Raw genomic sequence first — 15693 nt, forward strand, 5'->3', positions numbered from 1 at the left:
TCTAGGGCATGCTCGGGGGCATGGACAGTGCGCGGCCCGGACCCCTCAACGCGATCACCGATGTCGCCGGCCTCCGCGTCGGCCACGTCACCCGGGACGAGCCGGGCTGGCTCACCGGGGTCACGGTCGTCCTGCCGCCGGCGGGCACGGTCGGCAGCGTCGACGTCCGTGGTGGCGCGCCCGGCACCCGTGAGACGGACCTGCTCGACCCGACCCGCCTGGTCGACGGGGTCGACGCGGTCGTCCTGTCCGGTGGGAGCGCCTTCGGCCTCGCGAGCGCCGACGGTGTCCTGCGGGAGTCGTACGCCGACGGGCGCGGCTGGCCGGTCAACGCCGAGGACGAGTCCGAGGTGGTGCCGATCGTGCCGGCAGCCGTCATCCTCGACCTGGGACGTGGGGGCGAGTTCGAGCACACCCCCTGCGCCGAGGACGGTGCCCGGGCCTGGGCGACGGCAGCCGGCGGCCCGGTCGCCCAGGGCTGCGTCGGAGCCGGCACCGGCGCCCGGGCCGGCGGGCTCAAGGGCGGCGTCGGCACGGCGAGTGCCTTGGTGGACACGGAGTCGGGGCCGGTGGTCGTGGGGGCGATCGTGGTCGTCAACGCGATGGGCTCACCCTGCGCTGCTGACGGATCGCTGTATGCCGCCGGCTGGGCTCTCGCTGACGAGTTCGCCCAGGTGCCCGAACCCGACCCTGCGGCGGCCCGGGCCTACTGGGCGGCACTGGCCGCCGCCGAGGCGGAGCTGCGGGCAGGCACGGCGACGACGATCGGGGTCGTGGCCACGGACGCCACCCTCACCAAGGTGCAGTGCCGCAAGCTCGCCGAGGTGAGCCACGACGGGCTGGCCCGGGCACTGTCACCGGTGCACACGGCATACGACGGGGACACGATCTTCACCCTCGCGACCGGTGGACGTGACGCGCCCGGGGAGCTCGACCAGGTCCACCTGCAGACCGCCGCGGCCGACTGCGTCACCCGCGCGATCGGTCACGCCATGCTCGCGGCGACGTCGGTGGACCGCACGGCCGACGGAGGAGTGGCGCTCAGCAGCTGGGCGGACGCACTGACCCGCTGAGCTGTCGGTCACATGTGGCGGAGCATGAACTCGGTGTCGACGTCCCGCCCACCCGTGGGGTCAGGCGGCGGTTCGGTGTCCTGCGTCGTGGACATCTCGTCGGCGGTGATGCGGGGCAGGTCGACGTGCACGCGCTCCGCGAGGTCGCGCTGCTTCTCGGTTCCGCACACGGTGACTCCTGAGGTGTGGTGGGTTCAGCGCGAGGTGGAGTAGTTCGGTGCCTCGACGATGCCGGAGATGTCGTGCGGGTGGCTCTCCTTGAGGCCGGCCGTCGTGATGCGGACGAACTGGCCCTTGGCCTTGAGCTCCGGCACGGTGCGGGCACCGACATAGAACATCGACTGGTGCAGGCCACCCATGAGCTGGTGGACGACGGCGCCGAGGGGGCCGCGGTAGGGCACCCGGCCCTCGATGCCCTCGGGGACGAGCTCGTCGTCGCTGGCGACGTCGGCCTGGAAGTAGCGGTCCTTGGAGTAGGACTTCTTGCCGCGGGAGGCCATCGCGCCGAGCGAACCCATGCCGCGGTAGGCCTTGAACTGCTTGCCGCCCACGAAGACCAGCTCACCCGGGGACTCCTCGCACCCCCCGAAGAGGGAGCCGATCATCACCGTGTCGGCTCCGGCGACGAGCGCCTTGGCGATGTCGCCGGAGTGCTGGAGGCCACCGTCGCCGACGACCGGCACGCCGGCCGCTCGACAGGCGAGGGATGCCTCGTAGATCGCCGTCACCTGCGGGACGCCGACCCCGGCGACGACGCGCGTCGTGCAGATGGATCCGGGGCCGACACCCACCTTGACGCCGTCGGCACCCGCGTCGACCAGGGCCTGGGCACCCGCGCGGGTCGCGACGTTGCCGGCGAGTATCTGCACGTGGCGGGTGGCCGGGTCGCTCTTGAGCCGCCTGATCATGTCGAGCATGAGGCGCGCGTGGCCGTTGGCGACGTCGGGCACGAGCACGTCGACACCGGCCTCGACCAACGTGGTCGCGCGCTCCCAGGCGTCGCCGAAGTAGCCGACGGCCGCACCGACCAGCAGCCGGCCGGAGGCGTCCTTGCTCGCGTGGGGGAACTGCTCGGACTTCACGAAGTCCTTGACGGTGATGAGGCCGGTCAGGCGCCCCTCGCCGTCGACGAGCGGCAGCCGCTCGCGCTTGTGCTGGCGCAGCAGGCTGGTCGCCTCGTCGTGACTGATGTCCTCGCGGCCGGTGATGAGCGGCATGTGGGTCATGACGTCGCGCACGAGCGTGGTGGACCACTCGGCGACCGGCGTGAAGCGCAGGTCGCGGTTGGTGACGATGCCGAGCAGGTGCATGCCGGGGTCGACGACGGGCAGGCCGGACACGCGGTAGCGGCCACACTCCTCGTCGAGCTCCTCGAGGGTCGCGTCCGGTCCGATCGTCACCGGGTTGGAGATGCGCCCGGTCTGGGTGCGCTTGACGAGGTCGACCTGGTAGGCCTGGTCCTCGATCGAGAGGTTGCGGTGCAGGATCCCGATGCCACCCTGGCGGGCCATGGCGATCGCCATGCGCGCCTCGGTGACGGTGTCCATGGCGGCCGAGACGAGGGGCACGCGCACGCTGAGCTCGCGGGTGAGGCGCGAGGTGGTGTCGACCTCGCTGGGGATGACGTCCGTCTCTCCGGGCTGGAGCAGGACGTCGTCGTAGGTCAGGCCCAGGGCGGCGAACGGGGCGGGGAGCGCCGGCTGGGCGGCGTCGGCCGGGCTCGCAGCGGGCTCTGCGGACGGGATGGTCGCCGGCGCCGGAGCAGCCAGGTCGGCCTCGAGGCGGGTGGAGGAACGGTCAACACCAAGGCTCATCGCCCAAGTCTAGAGCAGCCCGACGATACCTCCGAACCGGCGATCAGCCGGCCACGACAGGCTGCCGCAGCCCCCACGGTTGACCTGAGGGGATCCCGCGGGGGACCGAATTTGCCAACTTCTTACCTGGGCCAGACCCGGTCCTTGCCAACCCGTTCCTAGCCTGATGCTGCGCGCAGGGGCGCAGGGCGACGACGGTTGACCGACGTGGTCGGCCACTGAGGACAGGAGGGGTCATGAGCGACATCGCACGACTGCCGAGGCCGACGCTCGATGTCTGGGAGTGGCAGTTCGAGGGGCACTGCCGCCAGGTCAGCCCCGAGGTGTTCTTCCACCCCGAGGGTGAGCGCGGCAACCAGCGACGCAGCCGCGACGACCGCGCCAAGGCCGTCTGCATCTCGTGCCCGGTCCTCAAGCTCTGCCGGGAGCACGCGCTTGCGTCACGAGAGCCCTACGGCGTGTGGGGCGGCATGACCGAGGACGAACGCATCCGGGTCATCAACCAGCGTGAGCTCGCGAGCTGACCGACGTCGCCGCGAGCACCCAGGACGGCCGGGTGGCCGAGGGCGACCAGGGACGTGCCTCGACTGTCCGGCACTCGATCGGGTGGCTGGAAGCGTTCAGGGACGCTTCCGGCCACCCGGCGGTTTCGGCTACGAGCCCAGGATGAACTCGACGCCGGCGTCGGCGTGGATGCGCGTCGTGTCGTAGAGCGCGACCGCGCTGTCGTCGGGCCCGACGAGCAGCGAGATCTCGGTGCAGCCAAGGACGACCGCCTCGGCTCCGCGCTCGACGAGCGAGGCCATGGCGCCCCGGTAGGTCTCACGCGAGGAGTCGAGCACGACGTCGAGGCACAGCTCGTCGTAGATGACCCGCTGGACCTCGGCACGCTGGGCTGCGTCGGGGACGACGACGTCGATGCCCTTGTCACGCAGCCGCCCGACATAGAAGTCCTGCTCCATCGTGAACGCGGTCGCGAGCAGCCCCACCCGCGTCAGCCCGTCCGCGAGGACGGCTTCGGCCGTGGCGTCGGCGATGTGGAGCAGCGGCAGGCCACAGGCCCGCTCGACCTCGTCGGCCACCTTGTGCATCGTGTTGGTGGCGATGAGCAGCCCCTCTGCTCCGGCTCGGGCCAGCCCCTGCGCCGCCTGCGACAGGACCGCGAGCGTGGCGTCCCAGTCGCCGTCGTGCTGGGCCTGCGCCACCGGCGCGAAGTCGACACTGTGCAGCAGCAGCTGAGCCGAGTGGAGCCCGCCCAGGCGTGCGGCGACGCCTTCGTTGAGCAGCCGGTAGTAGGTCTGGGTGCTGGTCCAGCTCATCCCGCCGAGAACCCCGAGCGTGCGCATGCCTGGCACCCTAGGCCACTGCGCCGCGCACCTATCCTTGAGGCGTGACATCCACCGAGATCCCCATCACCGGCGAGAGCATCCGCCTCGGGCAGCTCCTCAAGTACGCCTCGGTCGTCGAGGACGGAGCCGACGCCCGGGCCGTCGTCGAGGCCGGCGAGGTCCGGGTCAACGGCGAGGTCGACACCCGGCGCGGCCGCCAGGTGCGCCCGGGCGACACGGTGACCTACGCGGGTGAGACGTTCACGATCGTCTCCGACGGCTGAGGCGAGTCACGCACGCTCACGGTGTGGGCGGCATACACCGGATGAGGGTCACCTCTCCGCTCACCGTGACGTCGCCCGCGCAGTGGGGCACGAGCAGGACGTCGCCGGCTGCGATCCGGCGGGTGCCGTGGCGGGTCGACAGCGTCCCGGAGCCGTCGACGACGACCACGGCGGCGTATGCCGCGTCGACCGTCACGTCGCCCGTCACCGGCCGCACCACCTGGGCCCGGAAGTAGGCGTCCGCCTCGGTGGGCAGGGCCGAGCCGCTGCCCTCGACGTCGGCCCACCGGCGGCGGAGCGTCGTGATGCGGTCGGGCGTCAGCGGACCGTGGTCGACGCTCTGCAGCGCGAGCGAGCGGTCGAGCCCGAGGAAGGCGTGGTCGAGCTCGAGCGCGAACCGCTCGTGCTCGAGCATGACCGAGAAGTCGGTGGGCTCCTGGAGCTCGAGGATGAGCACTCCCTGACCGATGGCGTGCGGCTGGCCCGCGGGCACGAGCACCGCGTCACCGGCCGAGACCGGGATCGGGTTGAGGGCTGCGAGGAGCCGGTCGTCCTGGGCGTCCACGAGCTCGGCGAGTGCCTCCGGCGCCAGCTCGTCGTGGAAGCCCACCCACACCGTGGCGCCGGGCTCGGCGACGAGGACGATCCAGGCCTCGGTCTTGCCGTGGTCGCAGTCGAGGTGCGACATGGCGAACTCACGGCTCGGGTGGGAGTGCACGGGCAGCCGCTCACCGCTGTCGAGCAGCTTGGTGAGCAGGTTGGGGTCGCCACCGAAGCGCGACACATGGGCCGTGCCGAACCAGCCCTCGGCGTCGGCCGCGAAGGCGTCCGGGAGCTCCACCCCACCCTCGAGGGTGGTCACTCCCCCACCGCCCTCGGCGAAGAGCCGTGCGGTCGAGCCGATCCAGTCCTCCGGCCGGTAGCCGTCGAAGTCGCTCGTGGCCTCGACGCCCCGGAAATCAAGGACCCGCTCGCCCCCGCGATAGAACCTGCGGGGCGTGTTGGGCGCGAGCGAAGCGGTCGCGGCCTGGGCTGCGCCCGTCGACGTGTCGGTCATGAGGCGACCTTCCGGGAGGAGGATGCGGGGAGCCGAGCGGACTCGGTGTGACAGCCCTGATCTCACCAAACTCCGCGCCCAGAGGCAATGCAGGGGCCCCCATCGGGTCGACCGCGGCGGCCTCGACAGAGGGTCATCGTCACCAGCCCCACCATCGACAGGTCAATGCACGCGTATGCCGCGTGCTCCCCCTGTACGGGAGCACGCGGCATACGCGGTTGTTCGGGTGGTGCGACCAGTCTCAGTGAGAGTGGCCGTGACCGCCACCGGAGGACTGCTCCTCGTCGACCTTCTTGTCGACGACGAGGGTGTCGGTGGTGAGGACCATCGACGCGATCGACGCGGCGTTGCGCAGCGCGGACCGGGTCACCTTGACCGGGTCGATGACGCCGGCCTTGACCAGGTCCTCGTACTCGCCGGTCGCGGCGTTGAGGCCCATGCCGGGCTCGAGCTCGGAGACCTTGGCGACGGCGACGTAGCCCTGGAGCCCGGCGTTCTCGGCGATCCAGCGCAGCGGCTCGGCCGCGGCCTTCTGCACGATGCTGGCGCCGACCTTCTCGTCACCCTCGAGACCGAGCTCGTCGATGACCTTGACGGCCTGGATGAGCGCCGAGCCGCCACCGGCGACGATGCCCTCCTCGATGGCCGCGCGGGTCGCCGAGATGGCGTCCTCGATGCGGTGCTTCTTCTCCTTGAGCTCGACCTCGGTGTGGGCACCGACCTTGATGACGCAGACGCCACCGGCGAGCTTGGCGAGGCGCTCCTGGAGCTTCTCGCGGTCCCAGTCGGAGTCGGTGCGCTCGATCTCGGCCTTGATCTGGCCCACGCGTCCCTCGACCTCGGCCGTGTCGCCCGAGCCGTCGATGATCGTCGTGTTGTCCTTCGTCACGACGACGCGGCGGGCCTGGCCGAGGACGGTGAGGTCCGCGGTGTCGAGCTTGAGGCCGACCTCCTCGGCGATGACTTGGCCGCCGGTGAGCACGGCGATGTCCTGGAGCATCGCCTTGCGGCGGTCTCCGAAGCCGGGGGCCTTGACGGCGGCGACGTTGAACGTGCCGCGGATCTTGTTGACGACCAGCGTCGAGAGGGCCTCACCGTCGATGTCCTCGGCGATGATGACCAGCGGCTTGCCCGACTGGACGACCTTCTCGAGGATCGGGAGGACGTCGGCGATCGCGGAGATCTTGCCCTGGTTGATGAGGACGTAGGCGTCCTCGAGGACGGCCTCCATGCGCTCGGTGTCGGTGACGAAGTAGGGCGAGATGTAGCCCTTGTCGAACTGCATGCCCTCGGTGAACTCGAGCTCGGTGGAGGCGGTCGAGGACTCCTCGACGGTGATGACGCCGTCCTTGCCGACCTTGTCGAACGCGTCGGCGATGGTGGCGCCGATCTCCTTGTCCTGGGCGGACAGGGAGGCGACCGAGGCGATCTCGTCCTTGCCGTCGACCTCGCGGGCGGTCTCGAGCAGGCGGTCGGACACGGCGTCGACGGCCTTGTCCATGCCGCGCTTGAGCGCGGCGGGGGCAGCACCGGCGGTGACGTTGCGCAGGCCCTCGTGCACCATGGCCTGGGCGAGCACGGTCGCGGTCGTCGTGCCGTCACCGGCCACGTCGTTGGTCTTGGTCGCGACCTCCTTGGCGAGCTGGGCGCCGAGGTTCTCGTAGGAGTCCTCGAGCTCGATCTCGCGCGCGATGGTCACGCCATCGTTGGTGATCGTGGGGGCGCCCCACTTCTTGTCGATGACGACGTTGCGGCCCTTGGGGCCGAGCGTCACCTTGACGGCGTTGGCGAGGGCGTCGACGCCCCGCTCGAGCGCCTTGCGGGCGGAGTCGTTGAACTCCAGTTCCTTGGCCATGAATGTCCTTGTCTGGTCGTTGCGTCTGCACCGGTGGTGGCTCTTGCAGCCATCCGCGCAGACGCAAGCGGTGTGTGGGAATGCGCGTATGCCGTGAGCTCACCGTGGGAGGTGGGCCCACGGCATACGTGGTGGTTCAGGGTGGTGGAACGAGCGAACCGCTCGTTCAGCCCACGACCGCGAGGACGTCGCGAGCGCTGAGGATCAGGTACTCCTCGCCCCCGTGCTTGACCTCGGTGCCGCCGTACTTGCTGTAGATGACCTTGTCGCCGACGTTGACGTCGAGCGGGACACGGTTGCCGTTGTCGTCGATGCGACCGGGGCCGACCGCGAGGACCTCGCCCTCCTGGGGCTTCTCCTTCGCGGTGTCCGGGATGACGAGACCGGACGCCGTGGTCTGCTCGGCCTCGAGCGACTTGATGACGATGCGGTCCTCGAGCGGCTTGATGGAAACCGACACTGTGTGACCTCCCCTTTGGGATGAGTCGAAGGTGGACAGATGCAAAGTGCGCGCAGCAGGCTCCACATCGCCGTCGCGGGGGTCGATCCGGTCCGCTGCGCTGGCACTCACGCAAGGTGAGTGCCAATGAGGCAAATCTAGGTCTGTCGTTAGCACTCGGTCAACTCGAGTGCCAAAACTCCTCCTCGTGTTCGCCACCGGCACAACTCGCGTCAAAGCATTTGCGGCGGAGGTCGTGCGCGCGCAAGGTTCTGGGCATGAACGACGCTGACCCCGCTGCCCTGCTCGCTGCCTACGACAGCCAGCTGCGGCGCGACGCCGAGCTGCCCTCGGCGCTGACGAGGACGCCGCTCGGGCCGTTGCTGCTCGCGACCTACCTGGGAGGGCGGGGGTTCATCACCTACCGCAGCCTGGCGACCGAGGACGGGCCGGCCACGCAGAAGTCGGTGCGAGCGCTGGTCGCAGGCGCCCTCGAGCACTACCGCGCGATGCCCGAGATCACCCGGGTCGAGTGGAAGACCCGAGGGCACGACCACGCCCCGGGCCTGCACGAGTCCCTCCTCGCGGCCGGTTTTGAGCCGCAGGAGAGCGAGTCGGTCATGATCGGTGACGCCTCGCTGCTGGCCCTCGACCTCGCGATGCCCGCCGGTGTCACGATCCGTCAGGTGACGGACGAGGCGGACGTCCGGCGCATGGTGGACCTGCAGTGCGAGGTCTTCGGTGACGACCCCGAGGAGGCCGACGCCCACTACGAGGAGATCGTCCACCGTCTGCGCACCCGCGGTGACATGGAGATGTGGGTGGCCGAGCTCGACGGTGAGCTCGTCAGCGCCGGTCGCCTCGAGCCGGTCGAGGGCACGGAGTTCGCGGGCATCTGGGGAGGCTGCACCCGCCCCGAGCACCGGGGCCAGGGCATCTACCGCGCGCTGACGGCGGCCCGGGCGCGATCGGCCATCGAGCACGGCAAGCGGTGGATCAACAGCGACTCCACCGAGCTCTCCCGCCCCATCCTCGAACGGTCCGGACTCGTCAAGGTCTCGACCACCACTCCCTACGAGTGGAGACGTCACGGTGGTCGCGCCCCTGCCTGATCCCGGCAACATCATGCACTCTGGTCCCATCTGGCGCATGATTGCCCCGTGAACCAGCTGACCTCGATCGCCGCCGCCGCGATCCTCCTCGCCGCGCCCATGACGTTCGTCGCGGCCCCCTCCACCGCCATGCCGCGTGACACCGCCACGCCGGCGGCCACTCCGCTCGGCTCGGCACCAGCAGCGGACTCGCTGGCGACCCAGCCGGCTCCCCAGTTGGGCTCGCGCGCGTCGGGCAGCACTGCCACGACCACCGCGGCCACCACCACCGCAGCCACCGGGCCGGTCATCGGCCTGAACGGGCGCGGCTTCGGCCACGGGCGCGGCATGTCGCAGTGGGGGGCGCGGGGCGCGGCCAGCCAGGGTCGGACCGTCGCCCAGATCCTCGACTTCTACTACCCCGGCACGACCACGGGCAGCATCGGCAACCCGCTCGTCCGCGTCCGGCTCTCGGCTCTCGGGACCTCGGCGACCACCGTCCTCGCCGAGTCCGGCCTGACGATCACCGACGGCACCTGCACCGCGGCCCTCAACCAGTCCGGCGCCACCCAGTGGAGGGTCCAACGGACCAACAACAGCTGGAACCTCCAGGGCTACTACCCCAAGAACGGGTTCACCACGTGGTGGAACCACACCACGGCCTGCACCGGCTTCGGCGCGGCCGAGGACCTCACCTTCGTCGGTGAGGGTTCGGTCGAGGCCTCGACGTTGACGTTGAGCACCTCCTCGGGCAACCGGGCCTACCGCGGGGCGATCCGCGCCGCCAAGGACAACCGTCCCGGCCTGGTCGGGTTCGTGGCCACCGTCAACGTCGTGCCGATGGACAGCTACCTGCAGTCCGTCGTCCCTGCCGAAATGCCGGCATCGTGGCAGCTCGAGGCCGTCAAGGCCCAGGCCGTGGCAGCGCGCACCTATGCCGCCGCACGGCTGGGCAGCGCGTACACCTCCGACATCTGCGACACGACGACGTGCCAGGTGTACCCGGGCCTCACGAGCTCCAACCCCGAGCACGCGAACTCGAACGCCGCCGTTGCCGCGACCACCGGCCAGGTGCGCAAGTACGGCAGCTCCATGGCCCTGACCGAGTTCAGCTCCACCAACGGTGGCCAGATCGTCGGGTCCGGGCTGGCCTACCAGGTCGCCAAGGCGGACCCCTACGACGGTGTCTACGCCGCCGCGCCCGACACCTGGTCCTATCTGACGATGCCGGTGAGCGCGATCGAGAGCTGGTGGCCCGAGATCGGCTCGTTCCGTTCGCTGCAGGTCTCGCGCAACGGCCAGGGCGCGTGGTTCGGTGGCCGGGCCAGCAGCCTCACGTTGCAGGGCACGTCCGGCTCGAAGACGGTCGACGCCGAGACCTTCCGCACGCGGCTCAACCTGAGGTCCACGTGGTTCATCCCGGTGGGTTCCTCCGTCGGCACCGACTTCGCCGGCAACGCCTTCTCCGACGTCCTCACCCGCGACCGCTCCGGAAACCTGTGGAACTACCCCTCCAACGGTCGCGGCGGCTGGCTGCCCCGCACCCTGGTCACCACCGGCTTCCCGGACGTTCCCGAGATGCTCGCACCGGGTGACTTCTCGGGCGACGGCATTCCCGACCTCATGCGCAGGACCACGTCCGGGGCCCTGATCCTCCACCGCGGCAGCGGCACCGGCACGATCGCCTCGACCGCGACCATCGGCTCGGGCTGGCACGCCTTCGATGCCGTCATCGCCCCCGGTGACGTGGACGGCGACGGTGCGATCGACATCCTCGCTCGCGACAAGAAGGGCGTGATGTGGCTCTACCCCACCACCGGGACCGGCGCCTGGAAGACCAAGGTGAACAAGGGCTCCGGCTGGGGCGGGCTGCGCGAGCTCGAGGCCGTGGGTGACTTCGACGGGGACGGCGGCGTCGACCTCGTGGGCACCGACTCCACTGCTCGGCTCTACCTGATGCGCTTCTCGCCGACCGGTGCCTACCTCGGCAAGCAGGTGATCGGCTCCGGCTGGGGCTCCTTCTCCGCCTTCACCGGCATGGGGGACGTCGACGGTGACGGCAACGTCGACCTCGTGGCCCGCTACAGCAACGGGACCCTCTACGCCTACCGGGGCAACGGCCGTGGCGGTTTTCTCCCCCGGATCACGATCGGCTCCGGCTGGTCCACGCTCACCATCGGGAGCTGATCGCCTGGAATGAGAGGGTGGGCCCGTGGACGTCAGCACGGTGAGGGCCCTGGCTGCCCCGGACGGGCAGGAGCTGCTGCGCTCGCTCCCTCCCTACGACGACGCCGACGTCCTCGCCGTGCAGGAGCGGTTGCGCCGGGCCGGGCACCCGGCGGAGCTCACGGCGGCAGCACTGACGCAGCAGCGCCTGCGCTCCAGGGCGACCGCGAAGTTCGGGGAGTTCGCCTTCGACATGCTCTTCACACCGGACGGGCTCGAGCAGGCCACCCGCCTCGAGGTCGCCGTCGCCCACGCCCACCGCTTCAGCCGCGCGAGCCTGGCACAGGTCCACGACCTCGGCTGCGGGATCGGCGCCGACGCCGTGACGCTGTCATCCCTCGGTGTCACCGTGCGGGCCGTCGACACCGACCCGGTGACCGCGGCCGTCGCCGATGCCAACCTGCGCCCCTGGCCGGACTCGCGGGCCCGGGTCGGCCGCGCCGAGGACGCAGACTTCGGACCGGACCCCGGGCGCAACAGGGTCGGCGCCTGGCTCGACCCCGCCCGGCGCACCCGCGGCGTCGCCGACATCACCGGCCGCACCCGGCGCACCTTCCGCCTCGAGGAGATCTCGCCCTCGTGGGAGTTCGTCCAGCAGGTTGCCGCCGCCGTGCCCGCCACCGGCGTCAAGCTCAGCCCCGGCTTCGACCACGCCGCGATCCCCGCGGGCACCGAGGCGCAGTGGACCTCCTGGACCGGTGACGTCGTGGAGTGCGCCATCTGGTGGGGGCCGCTCGTCGTGAACCGCGGCCGCACCGCGCGGGTCATGGGCCCCGACGCCTCACCCGTCCTCGTCACGGAGTCCATGGCCGATGACGTGCCACCGGTGGCCGCGTCCATGGCCGACGTGGGTACGTGGCTCCATGACGTCGACAAGGCGGTCATCCGGGCCGGCTTGGTGGGCGCGGTCACGCGGTCCACCGAGGGGGTCGAGTCCGACGAGGGCACCGGCTACGTCCTCACCTCGCGCGACGTGTCGCTCCCCCACACCCGCCGGTATGCCGTCCGAGAGGCCATGCCGTTCACCGTCAAGATCCTGCGGGGATGGTTGCGCACGCACGGTGTCACCGGCCTGACGATCAAGAAGCGCGGCATCCGCCTCGACGACGAGCAGCTGCGGCGCGACCTGCAGATCGGCACCAAGGCCGGGGACGGGGACCAGGCCACGGTCGTGCTGACCCGAGTCGCCGGCTCCCCCGCAGCACTCATCGTCTCCCCGGCCTGACCCAGCGCACGTTTCTCACCCAATTCCCCCGATATGCACACGGCGTGTCCGTGCATATCGGGGGAATTGGGTGAGAAACGTGCGGTCAGAGGGCTGGGTGCGGTTGGGCTCCTTGGTGTTGGACTGCTGCTGCTCCGGCGGCCAGGGCGCTCTCGAGGGCTTCGTGGTGGGGAGCTCCGGTGGCCAGGGCTGCGGCCAAGGCGCCGCAGAAGGCGTCACCGGCTCCGGTGGTGTCGAGGACGTCGTGGGGGGCGACCTTGTGGGCGGGCGTGGTGTGGCCGTCCCAGGTGACTCCGTTGGGGCCGAAGGTGACGAGGAGCGACGCCGGTTCGGCGGCGGACTCGGCGAGGGCCACCATCTCGTGCTCGTTGGCGACCACCGGGTCGGCGAGGGCGATCACGTCGGCCGGCAGGGCGGCATACGGCGCGGTGTTGACGACGACGCGAGCGCCGCGGTGGGCCGCTCGGCGGGCGGCACCACAGACCACGGGCAGCGGCACCTCCAGCTGGAGCAGGAGGACGTCGCCGGGACCCAGCACGTCGACGGCGTCGACCTCGGTGTCGTCGAGCCGGCCGTTCGCGCCGGGGATGACGATGATGCTGTTCTCACCCCGGTCGTCAACGGCGATGAGGGCGTGCCCGGTGGCCTCGCCCGTGATGACGCGCACGGCGGAGACGTCGATCCCCCTGTGCCGCAGGCGTTCGATGTAGGCCGAGCCGCCGGCGTCATCGCCGACGCATCCGACCATGAGTACCTCGGCGCCGGCCGCCGCGGCGGCGACTGCCTGGTTGGCGCCCTTGCCCCCGGCAGACCGTTCGAGGCCCTCACCGAGGAGGGTCTCGCCCGGCCTCGGATGGCGCTCGACATGGGTCACGAGGTCGACGTTGAGCGAGCCCAGCACCATGACACGTCCCATCAGCGGACTCCCTTGATCGTGTCGAGCCACAGGCGCGCGACGCGTGGACCGTCGATCTCCAGGGCCACGTCGACCTGCGCGTGGGCCAGTCCGTGCGGATCGTGCTCCATGTCGCCCGACCAATCGCGGGTGTCGACGATGGTGCGGCCGCGGGTCCAGGTGCCGGAGAGCTCGACCCGAACGGGCAGCCGCTCGGTGCGGACGGCCCCGGGGTCGATGAGCATTGCCACGGTCCCGGCGTCACCGATGGTCATCGCGTCGGAGCGGAAGCGGCCACTCATGAAACGGACCAGCCCGGCCGCCAGCGCTCCCGGACCGTGGTCGTCGAGGGCGGCCAGCTCGTCCGCCTCGGCAAGCGTCACCTGCGGTCCGTAGAAGACGTCGAGCCCATACATCGTCACCGGCACCTCGTGGTCGACACTGGCGTCGAGGACCACCGCCGTGGCCTCCGGGTCGTGGAAGACGTTGAACTCCGCGGAGGCCGTCGCGTTGCTCACCATCGCGCCGCCTCCCATGAAGGCGATGCGGCCGATGCGCGCGAAGGACTCCGGATACATCCGGGCGAGCAGCGCGATGTTGGTCATCGGCGCCAGCGGCACGACCGTGACCGAGGCACCGGCGTCAGCGGCGGCCTCGATCGTCTCGCGCAGGAGCTCCACGGCATGCCGCGCATCGACGCTCCTGCGTGGGGCGGGCCAGCCGAGGTCGGCCATGCCGTCGTCGCCGTGCACGTGGCGCGCATCGACCGGCCGCTCGAGCAGCGGGTGCGAGGCCCCGGCGGCCACTGGGACGGTGTCCGCGCCACACGCCTCCAGCACGGTGAGCGTGTTGCGCACGACGTCTGCCAGGGGCGCGTTGCCACCGACGCAGGTGACGGCGCGGAGGTCCAGACCCGGGTGCAGGGCGGCGAGCAGGAGGGCGCAGGCGTCGTCGACTCCGGTGTCGACGTCGAGGATCACGGGTTCGGCCATGGGGCGAGCGTATGCCGTGGGTCGGCTAGCGTCGTGGGGTGACTTCCCGCTCCACGGCCCTCGTGCGTCCCCGCCTGACCGCTGCAGTGGCGCTGGCCCTCGTGGGTGCGCTCGCCGCGGCCTGCGGAGGCGGCGACGCTCCGGACGACAGGGGCTCCGCGCCCTCAAGCCCGAGCAGCGCGGCGGCCTCGGACACCACGACACCGTCGGGCACACCGACGGCCTCGAGCACGCCGTCGACCTCCCCGTCAGCAACGGCGTCGGAGACATCGAGCCCGCCCGATGCCGGGGGGACGGCCAACGTCAGCGCCTGCGCCCGCCGGACGGCCGACGCCCTCACCGAGCAACAGGCCCTGGGCCAGCTCCTCATGGTGGCCTTCCAGACCGGGGACTCCCGCACGGCGCTGGACGACCTCATCGCCGACCAGCACGTCGGCAACGTCATCTACCTGGGCGGCTGGGACGGTGCCTCGCTGGTCAAGAAGACGAGCGCGCACCTGCAGGCGCAGGCCACGAAGGCCGCGACGGCCGGCATACCGCTGCTTCTCGCCGCCGACCAGGAAGGTGGGGAGGTGCGCCAGCTGCGCGGTGAGGGCTTCTCGAAGGTTCCGTCCGCCAAGGTGCAGGCGCAGATGTCGTCGGCCGAGCTCACCGCCGCCGCCAAGGGCTGGGCCGGGGAGCTCAAGGCGGTGGGGATCAACGTCAACCTCGCGCCGGTCACCGACACGGTGCCGGCCGACATCGGCACGGCCAACGAGCCGATCGGCAAGTACGGCCGCCAGTACGGCTCCGACCCCGCGACCGTGACCAAGGCGTCCACGGCCTTCCTCAAGGGCATGATCGAGGGCGGCATCATGGGCACGGTCAAGCACTTCCCCGGCCTGGGGCGCATCCGCAACAACACCGACTTCAACGCCACCGGCATCACCGACAACATCGCCACCCCCAAGGACCCGTTCCTCGCGCCGTTCACGGCCGGAGTCAAGGCCGGCGCGGGACTCGTCATGGTGGGCTCGGCGCGCTACCCGGGTCTGGACGACACCAGGACGCAGGCGATGTTCAGCAAGCCGATCATCACCGGGCTGCTGCGCGACCAGCTCGGCTTCGACGGCGTCGTCATCACCGACGACATCAACGCCAAGGCCGTCCAGGCCATCCCGGTGGCCGAGCGCGCCACGAGCTTCCTCCGGGCCGGGGGCGACATCCTCCTGACCGGCGACCCGAAGTCCGTCCCGGCGATGACGAAGGCCATCACCGACAAGGCCCGGGCCGACGAGGGCTTCGCCCTGCACGTCGACGCCGCGGTGCTGCGGGTCGTCGCCCTCAAGGAGCGCATGGGCCTCATCAGCTGCAGCTGACGCCCGACCGCCCCACCCGATCTCCCGTCCCTCCCCGGTGCGTCCCCGCCCCACCT

At 71.0% G+C, this 15693-nt stretch carries 15 protein-coding genes; 7 read left to right on the plus strand and 8 right to left on the minus strand.

What is annotated here, in order from left to right; all coding sequences use genetic code 11:
• The first annotated feature begins 20 nt into the window (after window positions 1-20).
• Window positions 21-1073, plus strand: coding sequence for a P1 family peptidase (locus ASG74_RS03355; protein ID WP_156465255.1), 1053 nt, complete (start codon window positions 21-23; stop codon window positions 1071-1073).
• 8 nt (window positions 1074-1081) lie between these two features.
• Here the strand turns inward: ASG74_RS03355 and ASG74_RS17080 are convergent, their stop codons facing one another.
• Together ASG74_RS17080 and guaB are read right to left on the minus strand one after the other, a co-directional pair.
• Window positions 1082-1243 carry a heme biosynthesis protein HemY gene (locus ASG74_RS17080; protein ID WP_156465256.1) on the minus strand — a complete coding sequence of 54 codons (162 nt, stop codon included), beginning with the start codon at window positions 1241-1243 and terminating at the stop codon, window positions 1082-1084.
• Window positions 1244-1267: 24 nt separating this feature from the next.
• Entirely contained in the window at window positions 1268-2887 is a 1620-nt protein-coding gene (gene guaB / locus ASG74_RS03360; protein ID WP_235498791.1) for an IMP dehydrogenase, read from the minus strand.
• A 236-nt stretch (window positions 2888-3123) separates the two neighbouring features.
• Here guaB and ASG74_RS03365 point away from each other — a divergent pair, with 236 nt between their 5' ends.
• The gene (locus tag ASG74_RS03365; protein ID WP_056138940.1) at window positions 3124-3411 is read left to right on the plus strand and encodes a WhiB family transcriptional regulator; all 288 of its coding nucleotides are present in this window, start codon (window positions 3124-3126) and stop codon (window positions 3409-3411) included.
• A 129-nt stretch (window positions 3412-3540) separates the two neighbouring features.
• On the opposite strand, the gene ASG74_RS03370 is transcribed toward ASG74_RS03365, so the two are convergent.
• The gene (locus ASG74_RS03370) at window positions 3541-4233 is read right to left on the minus strand and encodes an aspartate/glutamate racemase family protein (RefSeq protein WP_056138942.1); all 693 of its coding nucleotides are present in this window, start codon (window positions 4231-4233) and stop codon (window positions 3541-3543) included.
• 44 nt (window positions 4234-4277) lie between these two features.
• Here ASG74_RS03370 and ASG74_RS03375 point away from each other — a divergent pair, with 44 nt between their 5' ends.
• Window positions 4278-4499 (plus strand): RNA-binding S4 domain-containing protein, encoded by a 222-nt coding sequence (locus ASG74_RS03375; protein WP_056138945.1) that lies wholly within the window; start codon window positions 4278-4280, stop codon window positions 4497-4499.
• Window positions 4500-4515: 16 nt separating this feature from the next.
• On the opposite strand, the gene ASG74_RS03380 is transcribed toward ASG74_RS03375, so the two are convergent.
• The 3 genes from ASG74_RS03380 to groES form a co-directional block, all read right to left on the minus strand.
• On the minus strand, window positions 4516-5556 hold the full coding sequence (locus ASG74_RS03380) for a class I mannose-6-phosphate isomerase (RefSeq protein WP_056138947.1): 1041 nt from the start codon (window positions 5554-5556) through the stop codon (window positions 4516-4518).
• 241 nt (window positions 5557-5797) lie between these two features.
• Window positions 5798-7411, minus strand: a complete 1614-nt coding sequence (gene groL, locus ASG74_RS03385) for a chaperonin GroEL (RefSeq protein WP_056138948.1) — start codon at window positions 7409-7411, stop codon at window positions 5798-5800.
• Between the two features lie 166 nt (window positions 7412-7577).
• Window positions 7578-7871: a co-chaperone GroES gene (gene groES, locus ASG74_RS03390; protein WP_056138950.1), complete on the minus strand. Its 294-nt coding sequence runs from the start codon at window positions 7869-7871 to the stop codon at window positions 7578-7580.
• A gap of 257 nt (window positions 7872-8128) precedes the next feature.
• On the opposite strand from groES, the gene ASG74_RS03395 reads away from it, so the two are divergent.
• From ASG74_RS03395 to ASG74_RS03405, 3 genes are read left to right on the plus strand one after another with little or no spacing between them, the layout of a single operon-like run.
• A complete protein-coding gene (locus ASG74_RS03395) occupies window positions 8129-8962 on the plus strand; it encodes a GNAT family N-acetyltransferase (protein ID WP_056138952.1) in 834 nt (277 codons plus the stop codon).
• Window positions 8963-9010: 48 nt separating this feature from the next.
• Window positions 9011-11128, plus strand: coding sequence for a SpoIID/LytB domain-containing protein (locus ASG74_RS03400; protein WP_056138953.1), 2118 nt, complete (start codon window positions 9011-9013; stop codon window positions 11126-11128).
• A gap of 25 nt (window positions 11129-11153) precedes the next feature.
• A complete protein-coding gene (locus ASG74_RS03405) occupies window positions 11154-12392 on the plus strand; it encodes a class I SAM-dependent methyltransferase (protein WP_056138954.1) in 1239 nt (412 codons plus the stop codon).
• Between the two features lie 85 nt (window positions 12393-12477).
• Here ASG74_RS03405 and ASG74_RS03410 read toward each other — a convergent pair whose 3' ends face one another.
• Window positions 12478-13308: a PfkB family carbohydrate kinase gene (locus ASG74_RS03410; protein ID WP_056138955.1), complete on the minus strand. Its 831-nt coding sequence runs from the start codon at window positions 13306-13308 to the stop codon at window positions 12478-12480.
• Window positions 13308-14279: a nucleoside hydrolase gene (locus tag ASG74_RS03415; RefSeq protein ID WP_056138958.1), complete on the minus strand. Its 972-nt coding sequence runs from the start codon at window positions 14277-14279 to the stop codon at window positions 13308-13310. The genes ASG74_RS03410 and ASG74_RS03415 overlap by 1 nt, the downstream gene beginning before the upstream one ends.
• A 38-nt stretch (window positions 14280-14317) precedes the next feature.
• Between ASG74_RS03415 and ASG74_RS03425 the strand changes: the two genes are divergently transcribed.
• Entirely contained in the window at window positions 14318-15637 is a 1320-nt protein-coding gene (locus ASG74_RS03425; RefSeq protein WP_235498792.1) for a glycoside hydrolase family 3 N-terminal domain-containing protein, read from the plus strand.
• Window positions 15638-15693: the final 56 nt, after the last annotated feature.

The sequence above is a fragment of the Knoellia sp. Soil729 genome, from assembly GCF_001427985.1.
In the GTDB taxonomy this organism is placed as follows: Bacteria; Actinomycetota; Actinomycetes; order Actinomycetales; family Dermatophilaceae; genus Knoellia.

Excerpts from the sequence above, each read along its gene's own strand:
- ASG74_RS03355 (WP_156465255.1), top strand. The coding sequence starts at position 21 with ATGGACAGTGCGCGGCCCGGACCCCTCAACGCGATCACCGATGTCGCC.
- guaB (WP_235498791.1), bottom strand. The coding sequence starts at position 2,887 with ATGAGCCTTGGTGTTGACCGTTCCTCCACCCGCCTCGAGGCCGACCTG.
- ASG74_RS03365 (WP_056138940.1), top strand. The coding sequence starts at position 3,124 with ATGAGCGACATCGCACGACTGCCGAGGCCGACGCTCGATGTCTGGGAG.
- ASG74_RS03370 (WP_056138942.1), bottom strand. The coding sequence starts at position 4,233 with ATGCGCACGCTCGGGGTTCTCGGCGGGATGAGCTGGACCAGCACCCAG.
- ASG74_RS03380 (WP_056138947.1), bottom strand. The coding sequence starts at position 5,556 with ATGACCGACACGTCGACGGGCGCAGCCCAGGCCGCGACCGCTTCGCTC.
- groL (WP_056138948.1), bottom strand. The coding sequence starts at position 7,411 with ATGGCCAAGGAACTGGAGTTCAACGACTCCGCCCGCAAGGCGCTCGAG.
- ASG74_RS03395 (WP_056138952.1), top strand. The coding sequence starts at position 8,129 with ATGAACGACGCTGACCCCGCTGCCCTGCTCGCTGCCTACGACAGCCAG.
- ASG74_RS03410 (WP_056138955.1), bottom strand. The coding sequence starts at position 13,308 with ATGGGACGTGTCATGGTGCTGGGCTCGCTCAACGTCGACCTCGTGACC.
- ASG74_RS03415 (WP_056138958.1), bottom strand. The coding sequence starts at position 14,279 with ATGGCCGAACCCGTGATCCTCGACGTCGACACCGGAGTCGACGACGCC.